Raw genomic sequence first — 23,141 nt, forward strand, 5'->3', positions numbered from 1 at the left:
CTATTTCAAAAGCCTTCATCGTAGGATGAAGGCTTTTATCGTCTTAAAGAATATTCTTCGTAGAAAACTCAATCTCGCCAAATTCAATCATTGCATTGAATAGGCGAATTTTTTCATATTGGGTAATATCATCTTGGTGGATATCAGCTTCTATGATCATGCCGTGATGCAGTAATGCTGCACGTTTTGTGCCTTTTAGAAGCGGGGATTTTGGTGTGTACCAAATGCCGTCTTTGAGAAGTGCGATATTGGCGATAGAAGTATCGGTTAGTAAGCCATTTTTGGTAATGAGAATGTCATCACATTTCTTTTTCTGCTGAAAAAGAGTATTGAGCTGTGGGCGTTTCTCATATTTAAAGCTGTAATCAATATCTGCTTCAATGAGCTTTAAGCTTGAAATATCTCGTTTTTCATAGGGAACGAATTCGATAGATTCGATATTTTCATTATAAATCACGCGAACACGATATAAACCTTTTGGCGGAATAGAACCTGATTTCATCAATGCTAATGGCAGAGAGAGCGGTTCTGGATTCTCCCAAAATGCTGCTCTTGTTTCATCCATTCGAGTTTGATGAAATGCGAGAGATGAAAAAAATCCGCCATCAAGCTTGATGGTTTCAAGAAATGGGGAGATAGATTTTTTCGATAAGTTCGTCATATTCGCTCTGTGCTTGGCTCATTGCGGTAATGCCGCCGCCGCTTTTAAAGGTGTATTGAAAGAGAGATTGATCGGTTGCTGATTCATTGTTTTTCTTCTCTTGCTGTGCTTCAAGATAGCGAATTAGGACGGCGCTATCAAGATTTTCGCCATCATAAATGCCGGCAACGCCGGAATAGAATCCACGATCGTAAGTTTCTAAGGTTTCGAGTAGCTCGGTTGTAATCGCTTTTGGCGATCCTGTGATAGAACCTGCCGGCAATAAGCGGTAGAGCAGATCGCCGAGCGCTTCATGAAAGTTTTCCGGCAAATCGCCTTCAATTTTTGAGCTCGTTTGTAAAATCGCACCATCGCCACGTTCTACACGATCAACATAGCGAAATTGGCTAATACGAGCATTCTCGGCAACTAATGAAATATCTCGTAGCGCTTCTTTCGCCACAGTTTCATGCTCATCAATCTCTTTGGGATTATTCAGAAGTACCGCTTCGGCATTCGGAACCTGCGTATTGATCGTCCCTTTCATGGGAAAGGTTGCGATGGTATTCTCTTGAATTGTGACAAATGTTTCCGGCGAGAAAGAGCAGAAATAATCTTTCAGATAAATGCGATACTTTGCCGTGGTTCTCGCAAAGATTTCCGGCAATGTCAGATTGCATTGTATTTCGGTTGGAAAGGTCAAATTGGCGAGGTTTGTGGTGCCATTTTTAAGATTGTGCATTAATGGCTGAAATGTCGAATCATATTCTTGAAACGGAATCGGGAAGCTGTTCCAAACAGGTTTTGTATCTGCCGTTGTTGTCACAGAATTGGCTTGATCGCTAGTTTGGCAATTACTGTTGCCTTGAAAATCATAAGAGATCTCTCTATTTGAGATTTCATCCAGCGGTAATACAATATTTTTGGTCGTATCGTAACTTGCGATAAAGAGAAAAGGGGTTCTTTGCTGACCGAGCTGATTCATTTTTTGAATCGCTTCAGCTTTGGTTAAAAAATTCATCTAAAAGTGGCCTTTTAAATAGGGTAAAAAATAAGTGTGAATCTATTGCTGTCATTCAATCTCAAGAGGCTTTACGTTGTTTCTATGAAGATAATTTTGAGCTTAATGAGAGATTAGAAATTACTTTCGCTTTTTAATCTCAAAATAGCTAATGGCTAATAAGGAGCTCACCATAATGATCGCGCCAATCCAAAATTGGCTTGTGACAGCCCAGCCGAAAACGATAAATCCTAAGAAGGTATTGAGCGGCAATTTGAGATAATCAAACGGCTGAATAAAGATCACATCGGCGTGAGAATAGGCTTTGGCAACGGCATATTGTGCGATTGCCGTTAAGAATCCTAAGAGTAGAAGCGTTGCTAAAAGCTCGCTATCTGGCACAAAGGTATTCAGCGAAAGATGCGTAAAGTTATCGGTTAGGGCAATGGAGAGATTGATCGGCACCATTAAAATATAGAGATAACTGACCATCGTTAAAGGATGATCTTTATCGGAAAGATGCTTCATCAAAAGCGCATGAAGCGCCCAGAAAACCGCCGCTAAAATAGGGAAGATGGCGGCAGTATTGAAGTTGTTGCTATTGGGCTGAAGAATAATAATCGCACCAATAAAGCCTAAAATAGTGGCGATGACTCTTGGTGCTGTAAAGCGTTCTTTTAGAAAGAGAAATGCACCAAGGCTCGCAAAGAGCGGGGAAGTCATTAAGAGCGCAACACCTTCGCCGATGGGAAATTGAATCGCTAATGCATGCACCCAAAACTGAATGCCAACAACAGCCACTAAAATTCGCCAAAAATGCGTCATAAAATGGCGCGTATAGAGAATTTTCTTCACGCCTAATTTCATGAAAAAAGGCGCCATGAAAAGTAGGGCGAAGAGATATTGATAAAAAGCAATCCAGCTTGATGAGATTACATAGCGCTCGGTAATGAGCGGTGTAATCACGTTAATGGCGGCAAAAGCCATGCCGGCAATAATCATCCAAAGTGCACCGTGCAGAGAATAATGATCGCTATCGGTATAACGTTTAAGAAGATATTGGAATTTCTGGATCATAAGGCAAGACTTTGAAAGATGCTATAAATTGAAAGTTGTCAGGTAGAAGCTACGGTTTAGAAGCGGCTACCTGAAAGCTTTACGTTTAAAATTTAAGTTTAAGGTAAAAGATCTTCCCGAAAGAAGATCTTTTATTGATTGAAGTTTTAATGGATTAATGAGTTTAAGTAAGTTTGATTGCCAAATGAAGGCTGAGCCATTGCTGGATCGAATGCTTGCATGTTTCTAAAAATTTCATGCCAGCATTATTCCTTCTTTTAGAACTTTAAACCGAAATGACTATGTGAAGATAAAAGTCATGAGGATTTGAAGTTGCGGGCGAGGGATCGTTACATGAGTGCAAGCATTCTCTCCCGCTTTGAGTTAACTTTTCTTAAGTAGATTACATTTAAGAAAACCAATGCAAATACTGCGATTCAAATATCTCGATTAAAATACTTTAATTAAAGAAGATCTTTATATCCTAATGCATTGAGTGCTTTTTCATCATCAGACCAACCTTCACGTACTTTCACAAATGCACGGAGGAAAACTTTCGCATCAAATAGACGTTCCAGATCAATACGAGCTTGCGTGCTCACTTCTTTGAGCGTTGAACCGCCTTTTCCGATCACGATTCCTTTTTGGCTCTCTCTTTCAACAGAGATTGCTGCGAGGATTCGGTACAGGTTGCCTTCGATTTTGAACTCTTCAATTTCAACGGCAATGGTATATGGAAGTTCTTGATTCAATCTTCTTGTGAGTTTTTCACGAATCACTTCTGCTGCTAAGAATGAGCTAGAAGCCGTTGTGATCTCATCTTCGCTATATGGAAAAGGTTGCTCTGGAAGATATTTACGAATAATTTCTACTAATCTTTCGCCGGCTTTCTCTTGTTTTGCAGATAAAGGAACGATGTCTGCAAAGTCATAACGTTCGCTCATTTCTGCTAAGAATGGGAAAAGTTCATCTTTGTTTTCGATCTTATCGATTTTGTTCACAACCAAAATGACCGGCGTTTCTAAGCCTTTTAACTTGCTTAAGACTTTCGCATCATCTTGGTTAAAACGAAGCGCTTCTACGATAAAAATAATCACATCGCCTGTTGTGATAGAACTCATTGCCGTTCTATTTAACTGCTTGTTGAGCGCTGATTGCATATTCGTGTGAATTCCCGGCGTATCGAGGAAGATAATTTGCGTATCTTGATCGGTATAAATGCCGGTAATCGCGTGGCGAGTTGTTTGAGGTTTATTAGAGGTAATACTAATCTTTTGCCCTAAAATGCGATTCATTAGGGTTGATTTACCGACATTAGGGCGACCGATAATCGACGCAAATCCAGCTTTGGTCATTTTATATTTTCTCCAACATTAATTCAGCAGCACGTTGTTCGGCACGTTTTTTCGTAGTGCCAACAGCGATTGTTTTGTGTTTTTCAAAAGTGCAGAGGACTTTAAAGACTTTCTCATGATCTTTCCCTGAAACGTCAATGACATCATAGGTCGGAATTTCACGATTAAGTGCTTGAAGTTTCTCTTGTAAGCGACTTTTTGGGCTTTTGAAGATTTCGCCAAGATCCTTCTTGGCTTTTTCGATAATCGTTTGAAAGTAAGGCTCATAGAGTGACAGAATCACAAGTCTTGTGGTTTCAAAATCTGAGTCTAAAAAGAGTGCCCCAAAGAGTGCTTCAAGGCAGTCTGATAGCGTGCTCGGCCTAAATTCGCCCTCATTATTTTTCTCGCCAATACTTAATACTAAAAACTGATTGAGCTTTAGTTTAAGCGCGATTTCTGCAAGGGTATCTTCTTTCACAAGATGCGCTCTGAGTTGGCTCAGTTCGCCTTCATTTGCGTCCGGCAACTTATGATAGAGCGCTTCTGCGATAATGAAGTTCAAACAACCATCGCCGAGATATTCTAAGCGTTCGTTGTTATCTTGTGAGTAGGAACGATGAACAAACGCCTGTTTTAGAAGGCGCTTATCCATGAAGGTGTAATTGAGATTTTTCTCGAGCTGTTGCATATTATTTTATTGTGGTAAAGATATGGTCACAATCTTCAAAAGAAGTGACACAGTTATAGTTCATCCAGATATAGCGAGCTTTACCTAGGATTTTTTTGTCATCAACCAGTTCCCAGAAACGGCCATCATAACTATTGTCACGATTGTCGCCCATCATCAGGAATTTTCCTTCTGGAATGGTTAATGGGAAACGATGATAAAGTCCAACGCCACGGTCAGCATTTGTAATGTGGTTTGACGTTTGAATCGTATGTTCTTTATATTCACCAGAACCCGCAGAGCCAGTAGGGAAGCGTTCTACAACAAATAGATCTTCTTCCTCAGGCGCTTTAGCAGGACCCTGATAAGTATATTCTAACGCTTCACCATTGATGGTGAATTGCTTATTTTTATAATCAATCACATCGCCAGGAATCGCCACGACTCGTTTGATGTAGTTGATTTTCTCATCTTTTGGATATTTGAAAATCGCTACATCGCCACGCTCAATGCCTTCGCCAGGTTGAGAGAAGATACGAGTATTGAGAATCGGAACACGAACGCCATATGACCATTTGTCGGCAACGATCATATCGCCGGCATAAAGAGTTGGTTGCATTGAGCCCGATGGAATCACATAAGGCTCAATAATGAATGAGCGCAAAACTCCCACAAATAGAACTACCGGAAATAAAAACTTCGCCCAATCCACAATCCAAGGCTCTTTTTTACCGGCACGGCGTTTATCTTGGTAAAAGAGATAATCAATGAGCCAAATCAAACCTGTAACAGGAATGGCAAGGATAATGATGATCGCTAAGTAGTGGGTGAGATTTGCAAATAATGACATAATAATTACTCTTCATTCACTTTAAGAACGGCTAAGAACGCTTCTTGTGGGATTTCAACACTTCCCACTTGTTTCATACGTTTTTTACCCTCTTTCTGTTTTTCTAATAGTTTACGTTTACGGCTCACGTCACCACCATAACATTTCGCCGTAACGTCTTTACGAAGTGCACGAACGTTGGTACGAGCGATAATATTTGCGCCGATTGCCGCCTGAATCGCAATTTCAAATTGTTGTCTTGGAATGAGCTCTCGCATCTTCTCAACTAACTTACGTCCTTGATATTGCGCATTATCTTTGTGAGTGATCAATGATAACGCATCTACTCGTTCAGCGTTAATCAATACGTCAACTTTTACAAGATCAGCTGGTTGGAAGCGTAAGAATTTATAGTCAAACGATGCATAACCACGAGATACAGATTTTAAGCGGTCGAAGAAGTCTAAAACAACTTCACTCATCGGAAGTTCATAACGAAGTTGAACTTGATTGCCGGCATAGACCATATCTAGCTGAACACCACGTTTTTCAATACAGAGTTTCATGATATTCCCGATGAACTCTTGCGGCGTTAAGATTGTCGCTTCAATGATCGGCTCACGAATCTCTTTGATCTGTGTTACTTTCGGTAAGCCATCTGGATTATCGACATAGATAACTTCGTTATCATTTTTTTCAACTTCGTAGATTACTGTCGGCGCTGTTGTGATGAGATCGAGATTATATTCACGCTCTAAACGCTCTTGGATAATCTCCATGTGAAGCATTCCAAGGAAGCCACAACGGAAACCAAAGCCAAGGGCTTGAGAGGTTTCAGGCTCAAAGTGAAGCGAAGAGTCATTTAAGCGAAGCTTTTTAAGCGCTTCACGAAGATCTTCATATTCTTCAGAATCAACAGGGAAAAGACCGGCAAATACGCGAGGCTGAACATGTTCAAATCCTGGAACAGGTTCCACTGCTGAATTTTTATCTAATGTAATGGTATCGCCCACTGGCGCACCATCAATATCTTTAATGCCGGCGATGACAAACCCTACTTCGCCCGCTGAAAGCGTCTGTTTATCTACACGATTTGGCGTGAAAACACCAATATGTGTTGCTTCATGAACTTCTTTTGTGCTCATGATTTTGATCTTGTCATTCTTATGAAGTACACCATCAAAGATACGAACAAGTGACACAACGCCTACATATTTATCGTACCAAGAGTCAATGATCAGCGCTTTGAGCGGCGCATTCACATCTCCCACGGGTGCCGGAATCTTCTTGATCATATCTTCAAGTACATCACGAATCCCAATGCCAGATTTCGCAGAACAGCGAACGGCGTCCGTTGCTTCAATGGCGATGATGTCTTCAATTTCCATCGCAACACGATCAGGATCGGCTGCGGGTAAATCAATTTTGTTGAGAACAGGAATAACCTCTAAACCTTGATCAAGCGCCGTATAGCAGTTTGCAACTGATTGCGCTTCCACGCCTTGCGCTGCATCGACCACCAAAAGTGCACCTTCACAAGCGAAGAGTGAACGGGATACTTCATACGAGAAGTCCACGTGTCCCGGCGTATCGATAAAGTTTAGATGGTATATTTCACCATTATCGGCTTTATAGTCGAGAGAAACACAGTGTGCTTTAATCGTAATTCCCCGTTCTTTTTCGAGATCCATCGAGTCTAAGACACGATCCTCCATTTCACGTTCGCTCAGTCCCTCACAAATTCGGATGAACTGATCTGCTAAAGAGGATTTGCCATGGTCAATATGGGCAATTATTGAAAAGTTTCTAATATTCTTCATCGATTCTATCTATATAATAAAAGGTGAATTATCTTACTCTAAAAGAGGTCTATCTTAGCAAATAAAGTGATTCAACATAAATTTAAATACAGTAGAAAGTTCTATATCCACTATTTTAAGTTGCTTATGTGACAGGTTACTCAATTTATTCAATTAATAATGGAACGATAGTATCCTAAAAAAATAGATAATGGGGATTTAGCCTATATTTCGTAATAATTTATAAGTTGTATTTATACGGTGTTTATAACTTGTTTGATGGATTTGCTTAAAAAACGTTGAAATGGGATCAGTTCAAAATTCATTGAGAAAGCTCATTGGGAAAGTGTGATAGGAAAAAGAAATAAGAAGTGTTCAATCTTGAGATTTAAGTATCTAACCCTATATTGAAAAGCAGAGTGCCTCGCCATAAGAATATTGTTATGATGGCAAGGTTTAATAATTTAGAAATCCGTAGAAATAGTTAGAGAAAATTAGTAGCTCAAGAGTTAAGAGTTTTCTGCGAGATTGATACAGACAGATTTACACAGAAAGATGCACTTTGTAATGCAATAGAGAGGATTAATGACTCAGACATTTACCAAAACTAAAGAAACGTTTATTCCATCCCTTAATATCACGCTTCAGGAATATGAGCACAACGCGACAAAAGCGAAGCATATTCACCTTGCGAGCGATGATACGAATAATGTTTTCTTGGTTGGGTTTTTAACCGTTCCTGAAGATTCAACAGGTGTCGCACATATTTTAGAGCACACGGCGCTCTGTGGTTCAGAAAACTACCCCGTTCGTGACCCATTCTTCATGATGATTCGCCGTTCTTTAAATACCTTCATGAACGCATTTACCTCATCTGATTGGACGGCATATCCATTCGCGAGCCAAAACAAAAAAGACTTCTATAACTTATTAGATGTCTATTTAGATGCGGCATTCTTTCCGCAATTAGAATATTTAGATTTCTTGCAGGAAGGGCACCGTCTTGAGTTTACAGAGATGGAAAATCCGGAAAGTGAATTAGTCTATAAGGGTGTTGTATTCAATGAAATGAAAGGTGCAATGAGCTCGATTGGTTCTGTGCTTTATCAAGAATTGACGAAAGCTCTGTTCCCAACAATCACTTATCACAATAACTCCGGCGGCGAACCGCAAGATATTCCGGATTTAACCCATGAAGGGTTAGTGAATTTCCATAAGAAGCATTACCATCCTTCAAACAGCGTGTTTATGACTTACGGGAATATGGATCCGCTTGAGCATCAGAAAGTATTTGAAGAGAAAGTGCTCTCTAAATTTGAGTATCAAGATTTTGATTTCAGCGTTAAAGATGAAGTTCGTTACTCTGAACCGCAAACCGTTACAGCAATTTACGCATTGCCGGAAGATGAGCCGTTAGAAAAGCAGAGCCATGTGATTCAATCATGGTTATTGAATCCAATTATGGATGCAGATGAGCTTATGCGCGCGCGTATTTTAAGTAGCGTATTAGTGGATAACTCAAGCTCGCCACTTCGTTTAGCACTTGAATCTACGGATTTAGGAACGGCGCCTTCCATGTTCTGTGGTTTAGAAGAGGGAACTCGTGAATCATTCTTCTCATGCGGACTTGAGGGTGCAAATGGCGAAGATACTGAAAAAATCCAAGCGCTCATTACAGAAACATTAGTGAATGTTCGTGATAACGGCGTGCCACAAGAGAGCATTGAATCTGCGCTTCATCAGTTAGAGCTTGCTTCAAGAGAGATCTCCGGTGATCGTTATCCTTATGGATTACGTTTAATCGTCGATACTTTAACGCCGGTACTTCATGGCGGAGAAGCATTTGATACATTATCGTTTGATGAATCGTTAGTGAAAATGCGTGAAGAGATTCAAGATCGTAACTTTATTCCGAATTTAGTGGATCGTTTACTCTTAAATAATCCGCATGCAGTCACGTTAACAGTGAATCCAAGCCATACGCTTGCAGATGAGATTGTGGCAAAAGAGAAAGCGAAGCTTGCACAAATTCAAGCAAACTTAACGCCGGAAGAAACTGCGAAAATCATTGAAGATGCGAAAGCGCTTCAAGCAAGACAATCACAAATTGATGATGATTCCATTTTACCAATCGTCACGCGTGAAGATATTCCGGCGAACTTAACATTCCCAGAATTGAATTACAGCAATGAAGAAGTGGTATTGGGATCTGTTACAACAAACGGCATGACGTATCAATCTATCGTGGTGGATCTGCCGGAGCTTACGGAAGAAGAGATGGAAATTCTCCCATTCCTCGATGCATTTATGACAGAAATGGGTGCCGGCGATAAGAGTTATTTAGAGCAACAAGCTCGTATCTCTGCAATCACAGGTGGAATCAGCGCAAGAACAATGTATCAGCCGATGAATGATGACATTCGTGGATATTGGGTTCTTTCCGGTAAAGCGTTATTGAGTAATAGCCAAAAACTCAGCGAGTTATTGCAAGATGTCTTCTTCAACGCACGTTTTGATGAAGTAAAACGTATGCAAGAGATCATGGCGCAAATCAAACTCGGTCGTGAGCAAGGCATTGTGAGTAATGGTCATAGCTATGCGATGGGCGTTGCGAGTCAGAATATCTCTCTTCTTTCGCAATTAGATCAGCGTTTAAGCGGTATGCAATCCATCAAAGATTTTAGAGTGATTGAGAATGATTTAAAAGATGATGCAAAATGCCGTGAATTTGGCGAAAAACTTGCGAAGCTTTTAACGAAATTACAGCAAAGTCCTTATGAATTAATCGTATTAAACGATGCGGATAATATTGAAGAAGTGGGTCAAGAATTCGCAGCGATTATGAAACATGATGTGAATGCGGATATTGCGGCGTTTACAGTGCCTTTCGCAGAAAAAGATGCCGAGAAAGTGAATCTTGGTTGGGCGATTAATGCGCCGGTATTCTATTGTGCGAAGAGCTATAAAACAGTGACGAGAGATCATGAAGATTCTCCGGCATTCCAAGTATTAGCAGGATTCCTTCGTAACGGTTACCTTCATAGAGCGATCCGTGAACAGGGCGGTGCTTACGGCGGTGGTGCAAACTATAATGCCGGATCAGGCGCGTTTAACTTCTTCAGTTATCGTGATCCACGTTTACATGAAACATTGGCGGATTTTGATGCTTCTATTGATTGGTTATTAGAAACAGATCATGAAGAGCAACAATTAGAAGAAGCGATTTTAGGTGTGATTAGTGGAATTGATCGTCCGAAAACACCGGCAGGTGAATATGGTGATCGTTACTTCATGAAACGCTACGATCGTACACCGGAAGATGTTGAAAGTTATCGTGCGGCAGTTCTTAAAGTAACCATTGATGATCTTAAACGTATCGGCCGTGAATATCTCTCAAACAAAGATACGCACACGGCAGTTTTAGGACCAAAAGCGAAGCTTGAAGAAGCTGGATTTGAAGTAAAACAACTCTAATAGAATTTTGATGAGGGTTTCAGTGCGTTAAGTTTATAAGCTCCGGAATCTTTCAAAATCTCTTAAAAGGACTTTTCATAATATGGGAAGTCCTTTTTTATAGGTCATTTTTGGTGGGTTTAGTAGGAAACAGAAGCTGATTCATCGCTGGATCGAATGCTTGCATACTTTTCAAAATCTCGCGCCAGCATATTAATTCTTTTAGAACTTTAAATAGAAGTGATCATGTTTCGCGGGCGCTCGGTAGTAATAAGCATGCAAGTATTCTCTCCCGCCACAAATCAGCTCTAAAATAGAAGCAAAAAAAGAGAACCAAGTAAAAGAGAAGCAAAAAAGAGAGCAAGCAAAAGAGAAAGCCTATCTCAATACATTAAATCAGCGCAGTGATGTATCCTCAACTGAAATCAGAATTCGTTTATAATGAAAACCTTCATAAAAAATTGCGTATAAAAACGGGATACAAACAAAAAGGATGGGGAAGTGGAGTTTGAATCATTTGTTACAACCATTACAGAGTTCACGAGAGAGCACCAATATTGGGCGCCGGTGATTATTTTCTTGCTCGCTTTTGGAGAATCTTTAGCGCTTGTATCGCTCCTCATTCCGGCAACGGTAATTTTGGTTGGGCTCAGTGTTTTAATCGGCGAATCAGGATTATCCTTTTGGATGGTTTGGATTGCCGCAACTTTGGGCGCATTCTTAGGAGATTGGGTTTCTTACGGCATTGGCTATCACTATAAACTCAGAGTTTATAATATGTGGCCATTTACCAAAAAGCCGGAGCTTCTGGTTAAAGGGCAAGGCTTCTTTGATAAGTGGGGGATTTGGAGCGTATTTTTAGGAAGGTTTTTAGGACCTTTCCGTGCCACAATTCCGCTCATTGCCGGCATTTGTATGATGCCAAAACGATACTTTCAATGGTCGAATATTCTCTCAGCAATGATCTGGGCATTTGGAATCCTAGCGCCGGGCGCATTTGGAATTCAATGGTTATCGAAGTGGATTGGGTAGAGGGTTTATCATTTTTTGAACGTTCATCTGCATATGGAAATTTGACCGCTTTATCTAGTTCTAGACGATTTGATGGAGGAAGCAGAAGTTGATGCAAGGCTGGGTTGAATGCTTGCATTCTTCTTAATATTGCATGCCAGCAGTATTTATCTTTTGAGATCGTATACACGAAAATGGTGATCTCTTACGTTGGTAATAAGAGTTTTTCAGGATTTAAATGGAAACTTTCATGCAATACGTCAATGAAAACATGAATGAAAAATGAGAATGAAAATCGAGAATGAAAAAAACCGCTAAAACTTCATGGAAGTTAGCGGTTTTAGTGATCGTTAAAAACATTGTTTATTGGTAATCGCTCATCAGTAATGATGAACGATTATTATTTGTTAGCATCTTTCTCTGAAGAATCTTTGATTTCGGAATGATTAGAAGACTCTTCCGCTTTTGGTGCTTTCTCTTTATGAATATGTAAACCTTCATTGTCGAAAGAACAATCTTGAATCGTTGGCCATTCTACTTCTAAGTCAATATCTTGCGCTTTCAATTCCATCTGCATTTGGCAAAGGGCTTTGTCGAGCTTTTCGATGTGATTGAGAAGCAGATTAATTGCATTGGCTTCCGGATCTTCAATATCGTGGCTCATGCCGTAGGCGTTAAACAGTTTATCGGCAATCTCTTTCTTTACATTCGGTTTATCTGCTTTCGAGAATCTCGCAGGAATACCAACGGCAGTTACATTCTCCGGCACGGATTTAATCACAACAGAGTTTGCACCAACGCTTGAATTATTACCGAGCGTAATCGGGCCAAGCACTTTTGCGCCGGCACCGACAACGACATTATTGCCAAGGGTCGGATGTCGTTTGCCTTTCTCAAGGCTTGTACCACCAAGCGTCACGCTGTGATAGAGCGTACAGTTATCGCCGATAATGGCAGTTTCTCCAATCACAACGCCCATTCCATGATCTATAAAAAGACATCGACCAATCTGTGCACCCGGATGAATCTCAATGCCGGTAAGAAAGCGGTTCCAAGTAGAAATCCAGCGTGCCATGGTTTTGAGTTTCATCTGCCATAATTTATGGGAGACACGATGAATCCACACAGCCCAAAGTCCAGGATAGGAGAGAATTACTTCAAGAGAAGTTCTCGCAGCCGGATCGAATTTTTTGATATTTTGAATATCTTCTTTAATAGTTTTTATCATGGTAAGTTTTGATCTCCAATGAGTCCAAAGATTCTTTGATCATCGCTTATTGGCGATAGTTTTTTTCTGATGCAGAGAGCGCGCCTCGAAGGATATTAATCTCTTCTTGGGTTAAATCTGCTTTTTTATAGAGAAGTCTGAGCTTTCTCATTAAATGTTTCGGATTTTCCGGATCTAAGAATTGCGTTTGCACGAGTGTTTTTTCAAGATGATGAATAAACCCTTCCATCGCTTCTTGGGTTGCCGGAAGATCGCCTGCATATTGTGGTTCTCTCTTTTTCTCTAAGCGATCATCTTTCGTGGTTTGACGGCGAAGTTCATAGGTAATGATCTGGATTGCTTGCGCGATATTAAGGGAATTATAATTGTTTTCTGTCGGAATATAGAACAGTTCTTGGCAAAGATCTACTTCTTCATTTGTAAGACCGGTTCTTTCTGTGCCAAAGAGAATCGCAATTTTCGCATCCGGCTGATTTTGCAAAATATCATTGATCTTTTGTGCACCTGTTTCTATCGGAAGTTCCGGCTTGCCAATATGACGGCTACGAGCACTTGTGCCAAAAACATATTGGCAATCTTGAATGGCTTCGGCAAGCGTTTCTGTGACAACGGCATTTTCTAAAACATCTAAAGCACCGCTTGCAAGAGCAGTCGCTTCGCTACTTGGGAACTTTTTAGGATTTACTAATGTTAAGTTATATAGCCCCATAACACGCATCGCACGTGCAGCGGCACCAATATTGCCGGGATGAGAAGTATTAACCATAACAATTCTAATAGCGTTTAATGGCGCGTCGGTCTGCATTATTTGACTCTCTTTTGTGATAAAATTTAAACATTCAATAATGGCGCATATTCTATATCAAAATCAGCCGATTTCATCACGCTTGAACTCTCTTTTTCAGCAATGCTGTAAACGCTATTTTAATAAGCTGTTTGCAGCAGTATTAAAGTAAGATGGAACTTCTCGTAATCTTTCGTGATGCTTTTGCTGAATATCTTTTACATATAGCAATTTTATCTAATGATATGAGAAAAGAGATGGTTTGATGAGGTTGAGATGATAGATATGTCACGCATTATTTTTACTGCACCGATTATAACAATTTTCGTTAAAAAGAGAGGATTCATATGCCGAAAAACTTTATTCAAGATCTTGCTGATAAAATTCAAGAAGCGTTACCAGATGGCGTGAAAAATGTTCATGGGGAAGCGGAAAGGCTCGTGAAAGAAGGCGTTGAATCAGCGCTTTCGAATTTTAAGTTAGTGCGTTACGAAGAGTTTGAAATTCAACAAAAAGTGCTTTTAAAAACCCGTGAAAAATTAGAACAGCTGACAAAGCGAGTGGAAGAGCTTGAAGAAAAGTTGGCGGGAAATGGAAAGTCTTCAGAAGAAAAATTATTAGAAGATCATTCAGATACTGAGCGTTAATCTTTGGTATATCTTTTAGTTTGTTGGTTCTGAAGTGTTAAAAAAGTGAGTGCTTTGGTAAAAACAGTCGACATTGACGGCTATTAAAGCGCTCAGAAATAGAGTAAGATAGAGCCTATTTATAAAGTCTCAAATCTACTAGAAAGGAAGTGTACAGTTATGAGTCAAGCCCCTAAATATAAACGCATTTTATTAAAGCTCAGTGGTGAGGCCTTGATGGGAGATGGGGATTACGGGATTGACCCAGTGACAATTGGGCGCGTTGCCGACGAGATTAAAGCATTAAACCGTATCGGCGTTGAAGTGGGCGTTGTGATCGGTGGCGGTAATATTTTCCGTGGTGCAGGACTTGCAGAAGCAGGAATGGACCGAGTTGCTGGTGATCATATGGGAATGCTCGCAACGGTCATGAACTCATTAGCATTACAAGACGCGTTAGAAGCAAGAGATGTGTATGTACGTGTGATGAGTGCGATTCGTATTAATGAAGTATGTGAAGATTATCTTCGTCGCCGTGCAGTTCGCCACCTTGAGAAAAAGCGTGTGACGATTTTTGCAGCAGGAACAGGAAATCCATTCTTCACAACAGATTCAGCAGCCGCGCTTCGTGCGATTGAAATCAATGCAGATATCATGCTTAAAGCAACGAAAGTTGATGGTGTTTACACAGCTGACCCAATGAAAGATCCTACGGCAACTCGTTATGATCACATTACATTTACAGATGCATTGACCCAAAACCTAGGCGTCATGGATGCAACGGCATTAGTGATGTGCCGTGAAAATAATTTACCGATTAAAGTATTTAATATCTTTAATGAAGGTGATTTAATGAAAGTTGTAAAAGGTGAGAATGTTGGAACGTTAGTTTCAGAAACAACACCTCAATAATTTTAGCAATCATGTGTAATAAGATTACGGATATTGTTACGGTAATGACGATCAATATCGCAACAGATATTGTAATGAACATGACGAAAAACTATCAGAAAGATGATCGTCAATGTTCACAAACCTTGAGTTATCAAGGCAGGATATTAGATTTTAAAGTGATTTTTAAAGTAATGATTTAGTTAGAAACGCTCTCGTGAATTCATGAGAGCGTTTCCTTGTTTAGAGAAACTGGAGAACAAAGTTATGACACAAAATATTATTAAAGATGCAAGAGTTCGTATGGAAAAGTCTGTAGAAGCGTTAAGTACAGCTTTAGGTAAAATCCGTACAGGTCGTGCGCATATCTCAATTTTAGATCACATTGAAGTTGATTATTACGGTTCAATGGTACCACTTAGCCAAGTTGCGAACTTAACCGTTCAAGACTCACGTACATTGGGTGTTGCGCCTTGGGAAAAAACAATGGTTGCACCGATTGAGAAAGCGATCATTAATAGTGATTTAGGTTTAAACCCTGCAACAACAGGAACGCTTATCCGTATTCCACTTCCTCCTTTAACAGAAGAGCGCCGTAAAGATTTAGTGAAACTTGTGGGCGGTGAAGCAGAACAAGCGAAAGTGGCAGTACGTAATATCCGCCGTGATGCCAATAACCAAATCGCAGCGATGGAAAAAGAGGGTGAAATATCTGAAGACGTTCAACGCCGTACAGAAGATGAAATCCAAAAGTTAACAGATGCAACAACGAAAAAAATCGAAGAAGTTCTTGCAACAAAAGAAGAAGAATTGATGGAAATCTAAGGATCTATTGTGGGAACAAGCAGAACAAAATGTCAGCATGTTGCCATTATTATGGATGGTAATGGTCGTTGGGCAGAAAAAAATAGTTTAACGCGCGCACTAGGACATCGTGCTGGCGTTAAATCTGTGAAGAAAAGTGTGGAATGTGCCATTAAACATGGCATTAAGGTCTTAACCGTTTACGCTTTTTCAACAGAAAACTGGAAAAGACCGGATGAAGAAGTCTCCTTTTTAATGGAACTTTTCTATCAAACCATAGAAGGTCAGCTCAAGTCATTACATAAAGCGGGAATACGCCTCTCTTTTATTGGAGATTTATCCCCGCTTTCCAATAAACTCAAAGAAAAGTTACTCAATGCCGTAGAGATCACGAAAGATAATGATGTGCTAGATCTTGTGATTGCCATTAACTATGGTGGTAGACAAGATATTGTGAATGCATGTCAGGAGATTGCCGAGGAAGTCTCAAAAGGCGAGATGAGTGTGGAGGATATTTCGGAAAGCTATTTTGAAAGTAAGCTTTCACTACAGGAATTTCCGCCGGTAGATCTATTGATTCGTACGAGTGGCGAGCAACGTATTAGTAACTTTTTATTATGGCAATTGGCATATGCGGAGTTCTACTTTGCAAAGTGTCATTGGCCTGATTTTAATGAAGCGGAATTTGAAGCAGCGCTTTTAGAATATGATCAGCGAGATCGTCGATTTGGCGGGAGAAAATGAATCATGAAGCAACGAATTATTACAGGTGTTATTTTAGGAATAGTGGCACTTGTCGCCATTCTTTTTCTGCCAACGATGGCATTTTCTTTGTTACTTTTTCTAGTAGCGATGATTGGTCTGAATGAGTGGAGTAATCTCTTAAAGCTTCAAGGTATTGCCAAAGGCATCTATTTAGCCGTTGGCGGAATCACGCTGTTAGTCGTCACAATTGTGCTGATTGCCGGTGCTAAGAACCCTGAGGGCGTGAATGCCGGATCACTTGCACTTTTTGTGAAAGGTAATCCGATTATCTATCCGCTTCTTGTTGTGATGTCTGTTTTCTGGCTCTCTATGCCATTTTTGCTTTCGATTCATGCAAGAAAGCCTTTAGCGATTTTGACAAATCGTGAGTTTCTTTTTGTTGCAAGTATTCTCTCTCTATCGGCGCTCATTATTACCCTAGCAGCATTTCAGCAGGGATTAGTCTTTATCTTCTATCTGATTTTACTCATTATTATTGCCGATAGCAGTGCGTACTTTGTAGGTAAAGCTTTTGGAAAACGAAAGCTTGCGCCGAGCATTAGCCCTGGAAAAACCATTGAAGGCGCAATGGGTGGACTTGTGATTGGTGTGATCTTTTCATTTATTTCGATTCTATGCTTCACAAGTGGCGAAAATCCGATCTTTCCGGTTGATGGCTCAAAAGTAGTTTTAATTGTGAATTTTGTCTCTTTAAGTGCATTAGTGGTGATTGTGTCGATCTCCGGTGATCTATTTGAAAGCGTAGTCAAACGTTCTGCGGGAATGAAAGATAGCGGTAATATCTTGCCAGGACACGGCGGCGTATTGGATCGCATTGATGCATTAACAGCCGCAGCACCGCTCTTTTTTGTAGGTTTACAATTTGTATGAATAAGCTCAAACAAGTTTCTATCTTAGGTGCAACGGGTTCTATCGGCGATTCTACCTTAAAGGTGATTCGTGAAAACTTAGATCGTTACCAAATTCACTCGCTAGTTGCGCATAAAAGCGTTGATAAAATGGCAATGCTTTGTCAGGAATTTACGCCTAAGTACGCCATTTTAGAAGATGAAGTTGCGGCAAAAATGCTTCGCTTAAAAGTGAAAGAGCTGGGTTTATCTGTCGAAGTATTATCAGGCGAGCAAGCAGTCATCGAGCTCGTAAAAGATGCAGACATTGATTTGGTAGTTGCGGCGATTGTAGGTGCGAAAGGTTTTTTATCGAGCTTATCTGCAGCAAGAGCAGGAAAGACGATTCTGCTTGCCAATAAAGAGACGCTTGTTGTGGGCGGAAAACTCTTTATGGCGGAAGCGAAAAAGTTTGGTGCGACGATTCTGCCTATTGATAGCGAGCATAATGCGCTCTTTCAGTCTCTCAGTAAACATGCAGATCATACAGCTTCTTATGAAGGTGTAAAACGCTTGATATTAACGGCATCGGGTGGTCCTTTTCGGGGATTTTCACGGGAAGCGCTTTCCAAAGTGACTTTAGAGCAAGCTTTGAAGCATCCGAATTGGTCAATGGGTGCGAAAGTGACCATTGATTCGGCAACTTTGATGAATAAAGGCTTAGAGTTTATTGAAGCACACTTTCTCTTTGATATGCCGGTAGAGAAGATTAGCGTTGTCGTGCATCCGCAAAGTATGATTCACTCATTAGTGGAATATATCGATGGTTCTCTCATCTCTCAAATGGGAAGCGCAGATATGGCAATTCCCATTGCGCATGCGTTGGCGTATCCTGAGAGAATTAAATCGGGCGCAAAAGATTTAGATTTAACCACAATGCCAGCATTAACGTTTGAAGCGCCAGATTTAGTTGCTTTTCCAGCACTGAAATTGGCGAAAGAATCTTTAATTGCCGGAGCATCACATTTGGTGGCTTTGAATGCGGCAAATGAAGTGTTTGTAGATCAGTTTTTGCAGAAGAAGATCGGCTTTTTAGATATCTCCGATAACGTTGCAATGATTTTAGATGGGGTGACGATCTCTAACTCGGCATTAGATAGTGAAGAAGCTCTATTGGATTATGATCAAACGATTCGGGAAATTGCCGAAAAGATGGTTCATTCACAATATTAAGACGTGAGTATTTTAACTGATTGAAAAATCTATAAATATTGGCTTGTGGTAGAATTGGATCAGCTTTATAAAAGTATCCATCAAGTAAGTATCATGCATTCAATCAAGACTTCTACGATGACTAGAATTTTAAGATTTTATGAATACTTTTGTGGCATGTAATCTTTAGTAACTTAGGAATCAATAATGTTTTCAGGACTTTTTAATTCAGTATTTGGTTTTTTACTCTTAATGGGTGTGCTTGTCACGATTCATGAGTTTGGGCATTTTTATGCCGCTAAAAAACTAGGATTTAAAGTTCTGACCTTCAGCATCGGATTTGGGAAAAAAGTTTGGGGCCGTGTTGGTAAAGATGGCGTTGAGTATCGTATTGGGCTGATTCCACTTGGGGGTTATGTTGGGCTTTTAGATGAACGAGTTCATGACATCCAACCCTCAGAGAAAGACCAAACTTTTAATGCAAAACCTGTATGGAAGCGTGCTGTTGTAATCGCCGCAGGTCCCGGTGTGAATCTTCTGTTTGCCATTGTGCTGTTATTTGGGCTCTATCTATATGGGATGCCGGCAATTAAAGCGAAAATTGATACGCCACCAGCGAACTCGGTGATGGCAATTGCAGGATTTGAGCGAGGCGATGAGGTTGTTGCCATTGAAGGTCGTTCCATTCGAACCGCAGAAGAGATGCTTATGGGATTTGTAGAGCATTTAAATGATGGGGAAGCAACCGTTGAGGTTCTGCGTAATGGGCGATTGGAAACTTTAGAGATTCAGATGGATGAACCGCTTCGCTTAAATGCCAATGAGTATATTGATCAGCTATTGGGTGCAACACTTTATATGCCACTGATTCCGCCTGTTATCGGTATTGTGGTAGATAGTAGCGCATCATCTAATGCCGGTATTTTGGTAAATGATGAAATTATCAAAATGGATGAAACATCAATTCACAGTTGGCAGGATCTCCTCTTAAAGATGCAAGAATTAGATCAGCAGGATATAAATGAGCATCTTTTAAATCTCACAATAATGCGTCATAAACAGATCATAGAAGTGCCTGTGCAACTGACAAGAGATGGGAATGGTCGTTTTATGCTTGGGATTGGTGTGAGTAATATTGATCCTGAAATTATGGCAGAATTTGAATCATTACAAGTATTACAAAAACATTCGATTATAGATTCATTTAAATATGCGATTAAAGATACTTATTATAATTCTTTATTAATATTTAAGTTTATCGGTAGAATGATTACCGGTGAAATTCATCCTAATGTCATGGCAGGTCCTGTATCGATTGCAGATGTTGCCGGTAAAAAATTGGATTCAGGTTGGATTCACTTTATTCAATTAATGGCACTATTTAGTGTGAATCTAGGTATTTTAAATCTTTTACCAATTCCGGTATTAGATGGTGGGCGCTTGGTTGGTCTTGGCATTGAAGCCGTAGCAGGGAGAAATAGAATCCCCGCAAGACTTTCCATGATGGTGATGCAATTGGGCGCGTTATTTCTATTTTTATTTATGGCTTTGATTATTTTTTACGATATTACAAAATGGTTTTAAAGTGATAAATATTGGATTTTTTGCAGTTATTCGGTATATTAACGCAGTTTATAGATGCATTTCTATGCCCTAATGATAGAGAATTTTAAAATGGCAATTGTCGATATAAAGAAAGTTTTTTTTGCAACAAGTTTGCTCATTGGATCAACAGCATTTGCGCAAAAATATGAAGTAAAGGACATTCGAATTGAAGGTCTTGAGCAAATTAATCCAGGAGCCGTTTTTACGACATTAGGATTGGATCCTGATGCGACCGTTCAGACGGGGAACGTTAAAGATTTAGTTGAAAGACTTTATTCGACAGGGTTATTTAAAGATGTCACGGTTAAAACAGAAAACGGACGCATTTTAGGACGTACAAGACCTAAATCCATTACGGTACAAGTTGCAAGACCAAAGCAGGGCTCGGCAATTAGACAAGGCGGTGCTTTTGGTAATATTCGAACAGAAGCGCAAGAGCCTGAAATTGAATATGTGTATGAAGAGATTCCTTGTACTCCTGAGGATCCACGCTGTCAGCCAAGAGAAACAATCGTTCGCTCTGATTTAGTGATTGAATTAGCAGAATTTCCAGTACTTTCAAAAGTGACTTTTAATGGAAATAAGGATCTTAAAGATAAGCAATTAACAGAAATCATTGCAGCTGCAAACTTAAGACCTGGGGAAACCTTAAGAGGATCCTCTGTAGAAACTGCGAAAAACAATATGCTCAAAGCATATGAAACTCGTGGAAAATACGCGATTATTATCGAACCTAGAATTGTAGAGTTGCCGCGTAATAGGGCAGAAATTCAATTCGATATTTCAGAAGGTCGTACAGGTCAGATCCAAAAAATCAACTTTACGGGAAACAATGCTGTTTCAGATGGTAAGTTGCTTCGTCAAATGCGAGTGCGTGAATCGAGCCTGAAAACGATTTTCTCATCAGGAGATCGATATGACCCATATACGATTCAAGATGAGTTAGACAAGGTCCAAGAATATTATCGTGATAATGGTTATTTGAAAGCAGAAGTAAACTACTCAAGTGCGACCATCAGTCCAAGTCAAGATACGATCTATTTAGATATCGATATCAATGAAGGTCAAAAGTATACTTTTGGCGACTTTACAATTGTGGGAAATTACCCAAGCGTCGATCAGGAAGAATTACTCTCTTTAGTGACAATCGAAGAGGGAAATACTTACCGCGCTAAAACCGTCGATGAGAGCGTTAAGGCTATTCAAGATCGATTAGGGAATGAAGGTTATGCATTGGCGCGTGTGAATGCGATTCCTAAGATTAATGAAACAGATGCTGTTGTGGGTTATGCTTTTGCGATTGACCAAGGTGAGCGTGTTTATGTAAATCGTATTAATATTGAAGGAAATGAACGTACTCGTGATGAAGTTTTCCGCCGTGAGTTAAGACAGATGGAAGGTGGGCGATTTGTTGCGAGTGATATTGAACGTTCTCGTGTACGTATTCAGAGATTAGCACACGTTGAAGATGTGAATGTAAGCACCAATCAAGTAGAGCCGGGTGTGGTTGATTTAACGTATAACGTTAAAGAGAGAAGTGCGGGATCTATAACTTTTGGTTTAAGTTATGGAATGGATAGTAAATTCGGGATTAATGCCGGCTTTAATCAACCAAACTTTATGGGAACAGGGCATGAGCTAAACGTTCAAGCAGAAACCAATAAGAGCGGTAGTTATTATGGAATTGATTATATGAATCCATATATGACTAAAGATGGTTTAAGTGCCGGGGTATCTTTGAGCTACAGTAAGCAGAAACATGACTATGATGACACTGGTAACTACATTGCCGATGGTATCTCATTAATGTTTAACTTTGGATATCCTGTGAGTGAATATACTTCTATTCGTGCGGGTATTGGTTATGAAAACCTTAACCTAAAAACAACCTATTCATCTCCTGCGGAAGTTGTAAAAGAAATTAGTGGCATATCGTGTGGTAATGGTGTTTATTGTGCGGATGGAACACCTCTTTACAAGAGTAAACGACATTTATACCGTATGAATGTCGGTGTATATCGTGACACTAGAAATAGAACAATCTTTGCTTCAGATGGTAGCCTTAATAGTGCGACATTATCAGGTACACTTCCTGGTTCAACAGATAAATTCTATAAAGTACATTTGAAGCATCAGAGCTACTATGAGTTAGGAGAGACAGATGATTATGTATTATCTGTACGTGGTGACATCATGGCGGGTTGGGGTTATGGGAATACGAAAGGATTACCATTTTATGAGAACTTCTATGCGGGAGGTTTAGGAACTGTTCGTGGTTTTAGAGGAAGCTCTATTGGTCCTAAATATAAAGGTACTGATGATGCAAAAGGTGGAGCAATGCGCTATAACGCAACTGCCGAGATGATCATGAAAGTTCCTGGGTTTACAGATAATAATGATGTGCGTTGGAGTATTTTCTTTGATGCAGGTAACGTGACTGCAAAACCGAAGAAACCGGAGTTTGGAGATGTAAGATATTCAGCGGGTATGAGCTTTGTGTGGTTATCCCCACTTGGACCTCTTGCTTTCTCTTATGCAAAACCTTTCCATTCTAAAGATGACGATCGTGAACAGAAATTCCAGTTCTCTATCGGTATCCCATATTAA

20 protein-coding genes are annotated in these 23,141 nt (G+C 40.0%); 11 read left to right on the forward strand and 9 right to left on the reverse strand.

From position 1 onward, the window contains the following. Nucleotides 1-43: 43 nt before the first annotated feature. The 7 genes from ACYSN2_RS00155 to lepA all read right to left on the reverse strand — a co-directional run bounded on the left by ACYSN2_RS00155 (nucleotide 44) and on the right by lepA (nucleotide 7,349). Entirely contained in the window at nucleotides 44-661 is a 618-nt protein-coding gene (locus ACYSN2_RS00155) for an aminotransferase class IV (RefSeq protein ID WP_461748230.1), read from the reverse strand. After that, nucleotides 621-1,661: an aminodeoxychorismate synthase component I gene (locus tag ACYSN2_RS00160; RefSeq protein WP_461748231.1), complete on the reverse strand. Its 1,041-nt coding sequence runs from the start codon at nucleotides 1,659-1,661 to the stop codon at nucleotides 621-623. The genes ACYSN2_RS00155 and ACYSN2_RS00160 overlap by 41 nt, the downstream gene beginning before the upstream one ends. 120 nt (nucleotides 1,662-1,781) lie before the next feature. Further along, nucleotides 1,782-2,717 (reverse strand): DMT family transporter, encoded by a 936-nt coding sequence (locus ACYSN2_RS00165; RefSeq protein WP_461748232.1) that lies wholly within the window; start codon nucleotides 2,715-2,717, stop codon nucleotides 1,782-1,784. Nucleotides 2,718-3,160: 443 nt separating this feature from the next. Continuing rightward, nucleotides 3,161-4,051, reverse strand: a complete 891-nt coding sequence (gene era / locus ACYSN2_RS00170) for a GTPase Era (protein WP_461748233.1) — start codon at nucleotides 4,049-4,051, stop codon at nucleotides 3,161-3,163. Between the two features lies 1 nt (nucleotide 4,052). Beyond that, nucleotides 4,053-4,721, reverse strand: a complete 669-nt coding sequence (gene rnc / locus ACYSN2_RS00175) for a ribonuclease III (RefSeq protein ID WP_461748234.1) — start codon at nucleotides 4,719-4,721, stop codon at nucleotides 4,053-4,055. A gap of 1 nt (nucleotide 4,722) precedes the next feature. Beyond that, entirely contained in the window at nucleotides 4,723-5,550 is an 828-nt protein-coding gene (gene lepB, locus ACYSN2_RS00180) for a signal peptidase I (RefSeq protein WP_461748235.1), read from the reverse strand. A gap of 5 nt (nucleotides 5,551-5,555) precedes the next feature. Then, entirely contained in the window at nucleotides 5,556-7,349 is a 1,794-nt protein-coding gene (gene lepA, locus ACYSN2_RS00185; RefSeq protein WP_461748236.1) for a translation elongation factor 4, read from the reverse strand. Between the two features lie 564 nt (nucleotides 7,350-7,913). Here lepA and ACYSN2_RS00190 point away from each other — a divergent pair. Then, entirely contained in the window at nucleotides 7,914-10,802 is a 2,889-nt protein-coding gene (locus ACYSN2_RS00190) for an insulinase family protein (RefSeq protein WP_461748237.1), read from the forward strand. Nucleotides 10,803-11,282: 480 nt separating this feature from the next. Next, nucleotides 11,283-11,813 (forward strand): DedA family protein, encoded by a 531-nt coding sequence (locus tag ACYSN2_RS00195; protein WP_461748238.1) that lies wholly within the window; start codon nucleotides 11,283-11,285, stop codon nucleotides 11,811-11,813. A 379-nt stretch (nucleotides 11,814-12,192) separates the two neighbouring features. Here the strand turns inward: ACYSN2_RS00195 and epsC are convergent, their stop codons facing one another. Next, nucleotides 12,193-13,020, reverse strand: a complete 828-nt coding sequence (gene epsC / locus ACYSN2_RS00200) for a serine O-acetyltransferase EpsC (protein ID WP_461748239.1) — start codon at nucleotides 13,018-13,020, stop codon at nucleotides 12,193-12,195. Between the two features lie 46 nt (nucleotides 13,021-13,066). After that, nucleotides 13,067-13,825 carry an RNA methyltransferase gene (locus tag ACYSN2_RS00205; RefSeq protein ID WP_461748240.1) on the reverse strand — a complete coding sequence of 253 codons (759 nt, stop codon included), beginning with the start codon at nucleotides 13,823-13,825 and terminating at the stop codon, nucleotides 13,067-13,069. Between the two features lie 326 nt (nucleotides 13,826-14,151). Between ACYSN2_RS00205 and ACYSN2_RS00210 the strand changes: the two genes are divergently transcribed. From ACYSN2_RS00210 to bamA, 9 genes are all read left to right on the forward strand, one after another. Next, nucleotides 14,152-14,451 carry an accessory factor UbiK family protein gene (locus ACYSN2_RS00210; protein WP_461748241.1) on the forward strand — a complete coding sequence of 100 codons (300 nt, stop codon included), beginning with the start codon at nucleotides 14,152-14,154 and terminating at the stop codon, nucleotides 14,449-14,451. A 159-nt stretch (nucleotides 14,452-14,610) separates the two neighbouring features. Beyond that, nucleotides 14,611-15,342, forward strand: coding sequence for a UMP kinase (gene pyrH, locus ACYSN2_RS00215; RefSeq protein WP_461748242.1), 732 nt, complete (start codon nucleotides 14,611-14,613; stop codon nucleotides 15,340-15,342). A gap of 11 nt (nucleotides 15,343-15,353) precedes the next feature. Beyond that, a complete protein-coding gene (locus ACYSN2_RS00220) occupies nucleotides 15,354-15,524 on the forward strand; it encodes a hypothetical protein (protein WP_461748243.1) in 171 nt (56 codons plus the stop codon). Between the two features lie 64 nt (nucleotides 15,525-15,588). Next, the gene (frr, locus tag ACYSN2_RS00225; RefSeq protein ID WP_461748244.1) at nucleotides 15,589-16,146 is read left to right on the forward strand and encodes a ribosome recycling factor; all 558 of its coding nucleotides are present in this window, start codon (nucleotides 15,589-15,591) and stop codon (nucleotides 16,144-16,146) included. 9 nt (nucleotides 16,147-16,155) lie between these two features. Further along, nucleotides 16,156-16,869, forward strand: a complete 714-nt coding sequence (gene uppS / locus ACYSN2_RS00230; RefSeq protein ID WP_461748245.1) for a polyprenyl diphosphate synthase — start codon at nucleotides 16,156-16,158, stop codon at nucleotides 16,867-16,869. A gap of 3 nt (nucleotides 16,870-16,872) precedes the next feature. After that, complete coding sequence (locus ACYSN2_RS00235; RefSeq protein WP_461748246.1) at nucleotides 16,873-17,760, forward strand: phosphatidate cytidylyltransferase; 888 nt, start codon at nucleotides 16,873-16,875, stop codon at nucleotides 17,758-17,760. After that, on the forward strand, nucleotides 17,757-18,950 hold the full coding sequence (dxr, locus tag ACYSN2_RS00240; protein ID WP_461748247.1) for a 1-deoxy-D-xylulose-5-phosphate reductoisomerase: 1,194 nt from the start codon (nucleotides 17,757-17,759) through the stop codon (nucleotides 18,948-18,950). The genes ACYSN2_RS00235 and dxr overlap by 4 nt, the downstream gene beginning before the upstream one ends. 186 nt (nucleotides 18,951-19,136) lie before the next feature. Then, nucleotides 19,137-20,513 carry an RIP metalloprotease RseP gene (rseP, locus tag ACYSN2_RS00245; protein WP_461748248.1) on the forward strand — a complete coding sequence of 459 codons (1,377 nt, stop codon included), beginning with the start codon at nucleotides 19,137-19,139 and terminating at the stop codon, nucleotides 20,511-20,513. 90 nt (nucleotides 20,514-20,603) lie between these two features. Next, entirely contained in the window at nucleotides 20,604-23,141 is a 2,538-nt protein-coding gene (gene bamA, locus ACYSN2_RS00250) for an outer membrane protein assembly factor BamA (RefSeq protein WP_461748249.1), read from the forward strand.

Source organism: Ignatzschineria sp. LJL83 (assembly GCF_054871845.1).

Bases quoted from the DNA above. Each gene is read 5' to 3' on its own strand.
- ACYSN2_RS00155 (WP_461748230.1), bottom strand. From the start codon at position 661: ATGACGAACTTATCGAAAAAATCTATCTCCCCATTTCTTGAAACCATC.
- ACYSN2_RS00160 (WP_461748231.1), bottom strand. From the start codon at position 1,661: ATGAATTTTTTAACCAAAGCTGAAGCGATTCAAAAAATGAATCAGCTC.
- ACYSN2_RS00165 (WP_461748232.1), bottom strand. From the start codon at position 2,717: ATGATCCAGAAATTCCAATATCTTCTTAAACGTTATACCGATAGCGAT.
- era (WP_461748233.1), bottom strand. From the start codon at position 4,051: ATGACCAAAGCTGGATTTGCGTCGATTATCGGTCGCCCTAATGTCGGT.
- rnc (WP_461748234.1), bottom strand. From the start codon at position 4,721: ATGCAACAGCTCGAGAAAAATCTCAATTACACCTTCATGGATAAGCGC.
- lepB (WP_461748235.1), bottom strand. From the start codon at position 5,550: ATGTCATTATTTGCAAATCTCACCCACTACTTAGCGATCATCATTATC.
- lepA (WP_461748236.1), bottom strand. From the start codon at position 7,349: ATGAAGAATATTAGAAACTTTTCAATAATTGCCCATATTGACCATGGC.
- ACYSN2_RS00190 (WP_461748237.1), top strand. From the start codon at position 7,914: ATGACTCAGACATTTACCAAAACTAAAGAAACGTTTATTCCATCCCTT.
- epsC (WP_461748239.1), bottom strand. From the start codon at position 13,020: ATGATAAAAACTATTAAAGAAGATATTCAAAATATCAAAAAATTCGAT.
- ACYSN2_RS00205 (WP_461748240.1), bottom strand. From the start codon at position 13,825: ATGCAGACCGACGCGCCATTAAACGCTATTAGAATTGTTATGGTTAAT.
- ACYSN2_RS00210 (WP_461748241.1), top strand. From the start codon at position 14,152: ATGCCGAAAAACTTTATTCAAGATCTTGCTGATAAAATTCAAGAAGCG.
- pyrH (WP_461748242.1), top strand. From the start codon at position 14,611: ATGAGTCAAGCCCCTAAATATAAACGCATTTTATTAAAGCTCAGTGGT.
- ACYSN2_RS00220 (WP_461748243.1), top strand. From the start codon at position 15,354: ATGTGTAATAAGATTACGGATATTGTTACGGTAATGACGATCAATATC.
- frr (WP_461748244.1), top strand. From the start codon at position 15,589: ATGACACAAAATATTATTAAAGATGCAAGAGTTCGTATGGAAAAGTCT.
- ACYSN2_RS00235 (WP_461748246.1), top strand. From the start codon at position 16,873: ATGAAGCAACGAATTATTACAGGTGTTATTTTAGGAATAGTGGCACTT.
- dxr (WP_461748247.1), top strand. From the start codon at position 17,757: ATGAATAAGCTCAAACAAGTTTCTATCTTAGGTGCAACGGGTTCTATC.
- rseP (WP_461748248.1), top strand. From the start codon at position 19,137: ATGTTTTCAGGACTTTTTAATTCAGTATTTGGTTTTTTACTCTTAATG.
- bamA (WP_461748249.1), top strand. From the start codon at position 20,604: ATGGCAATTGTCGATATAAAGAAAGTTTTTTTTGCAACAAGTTTGCTC.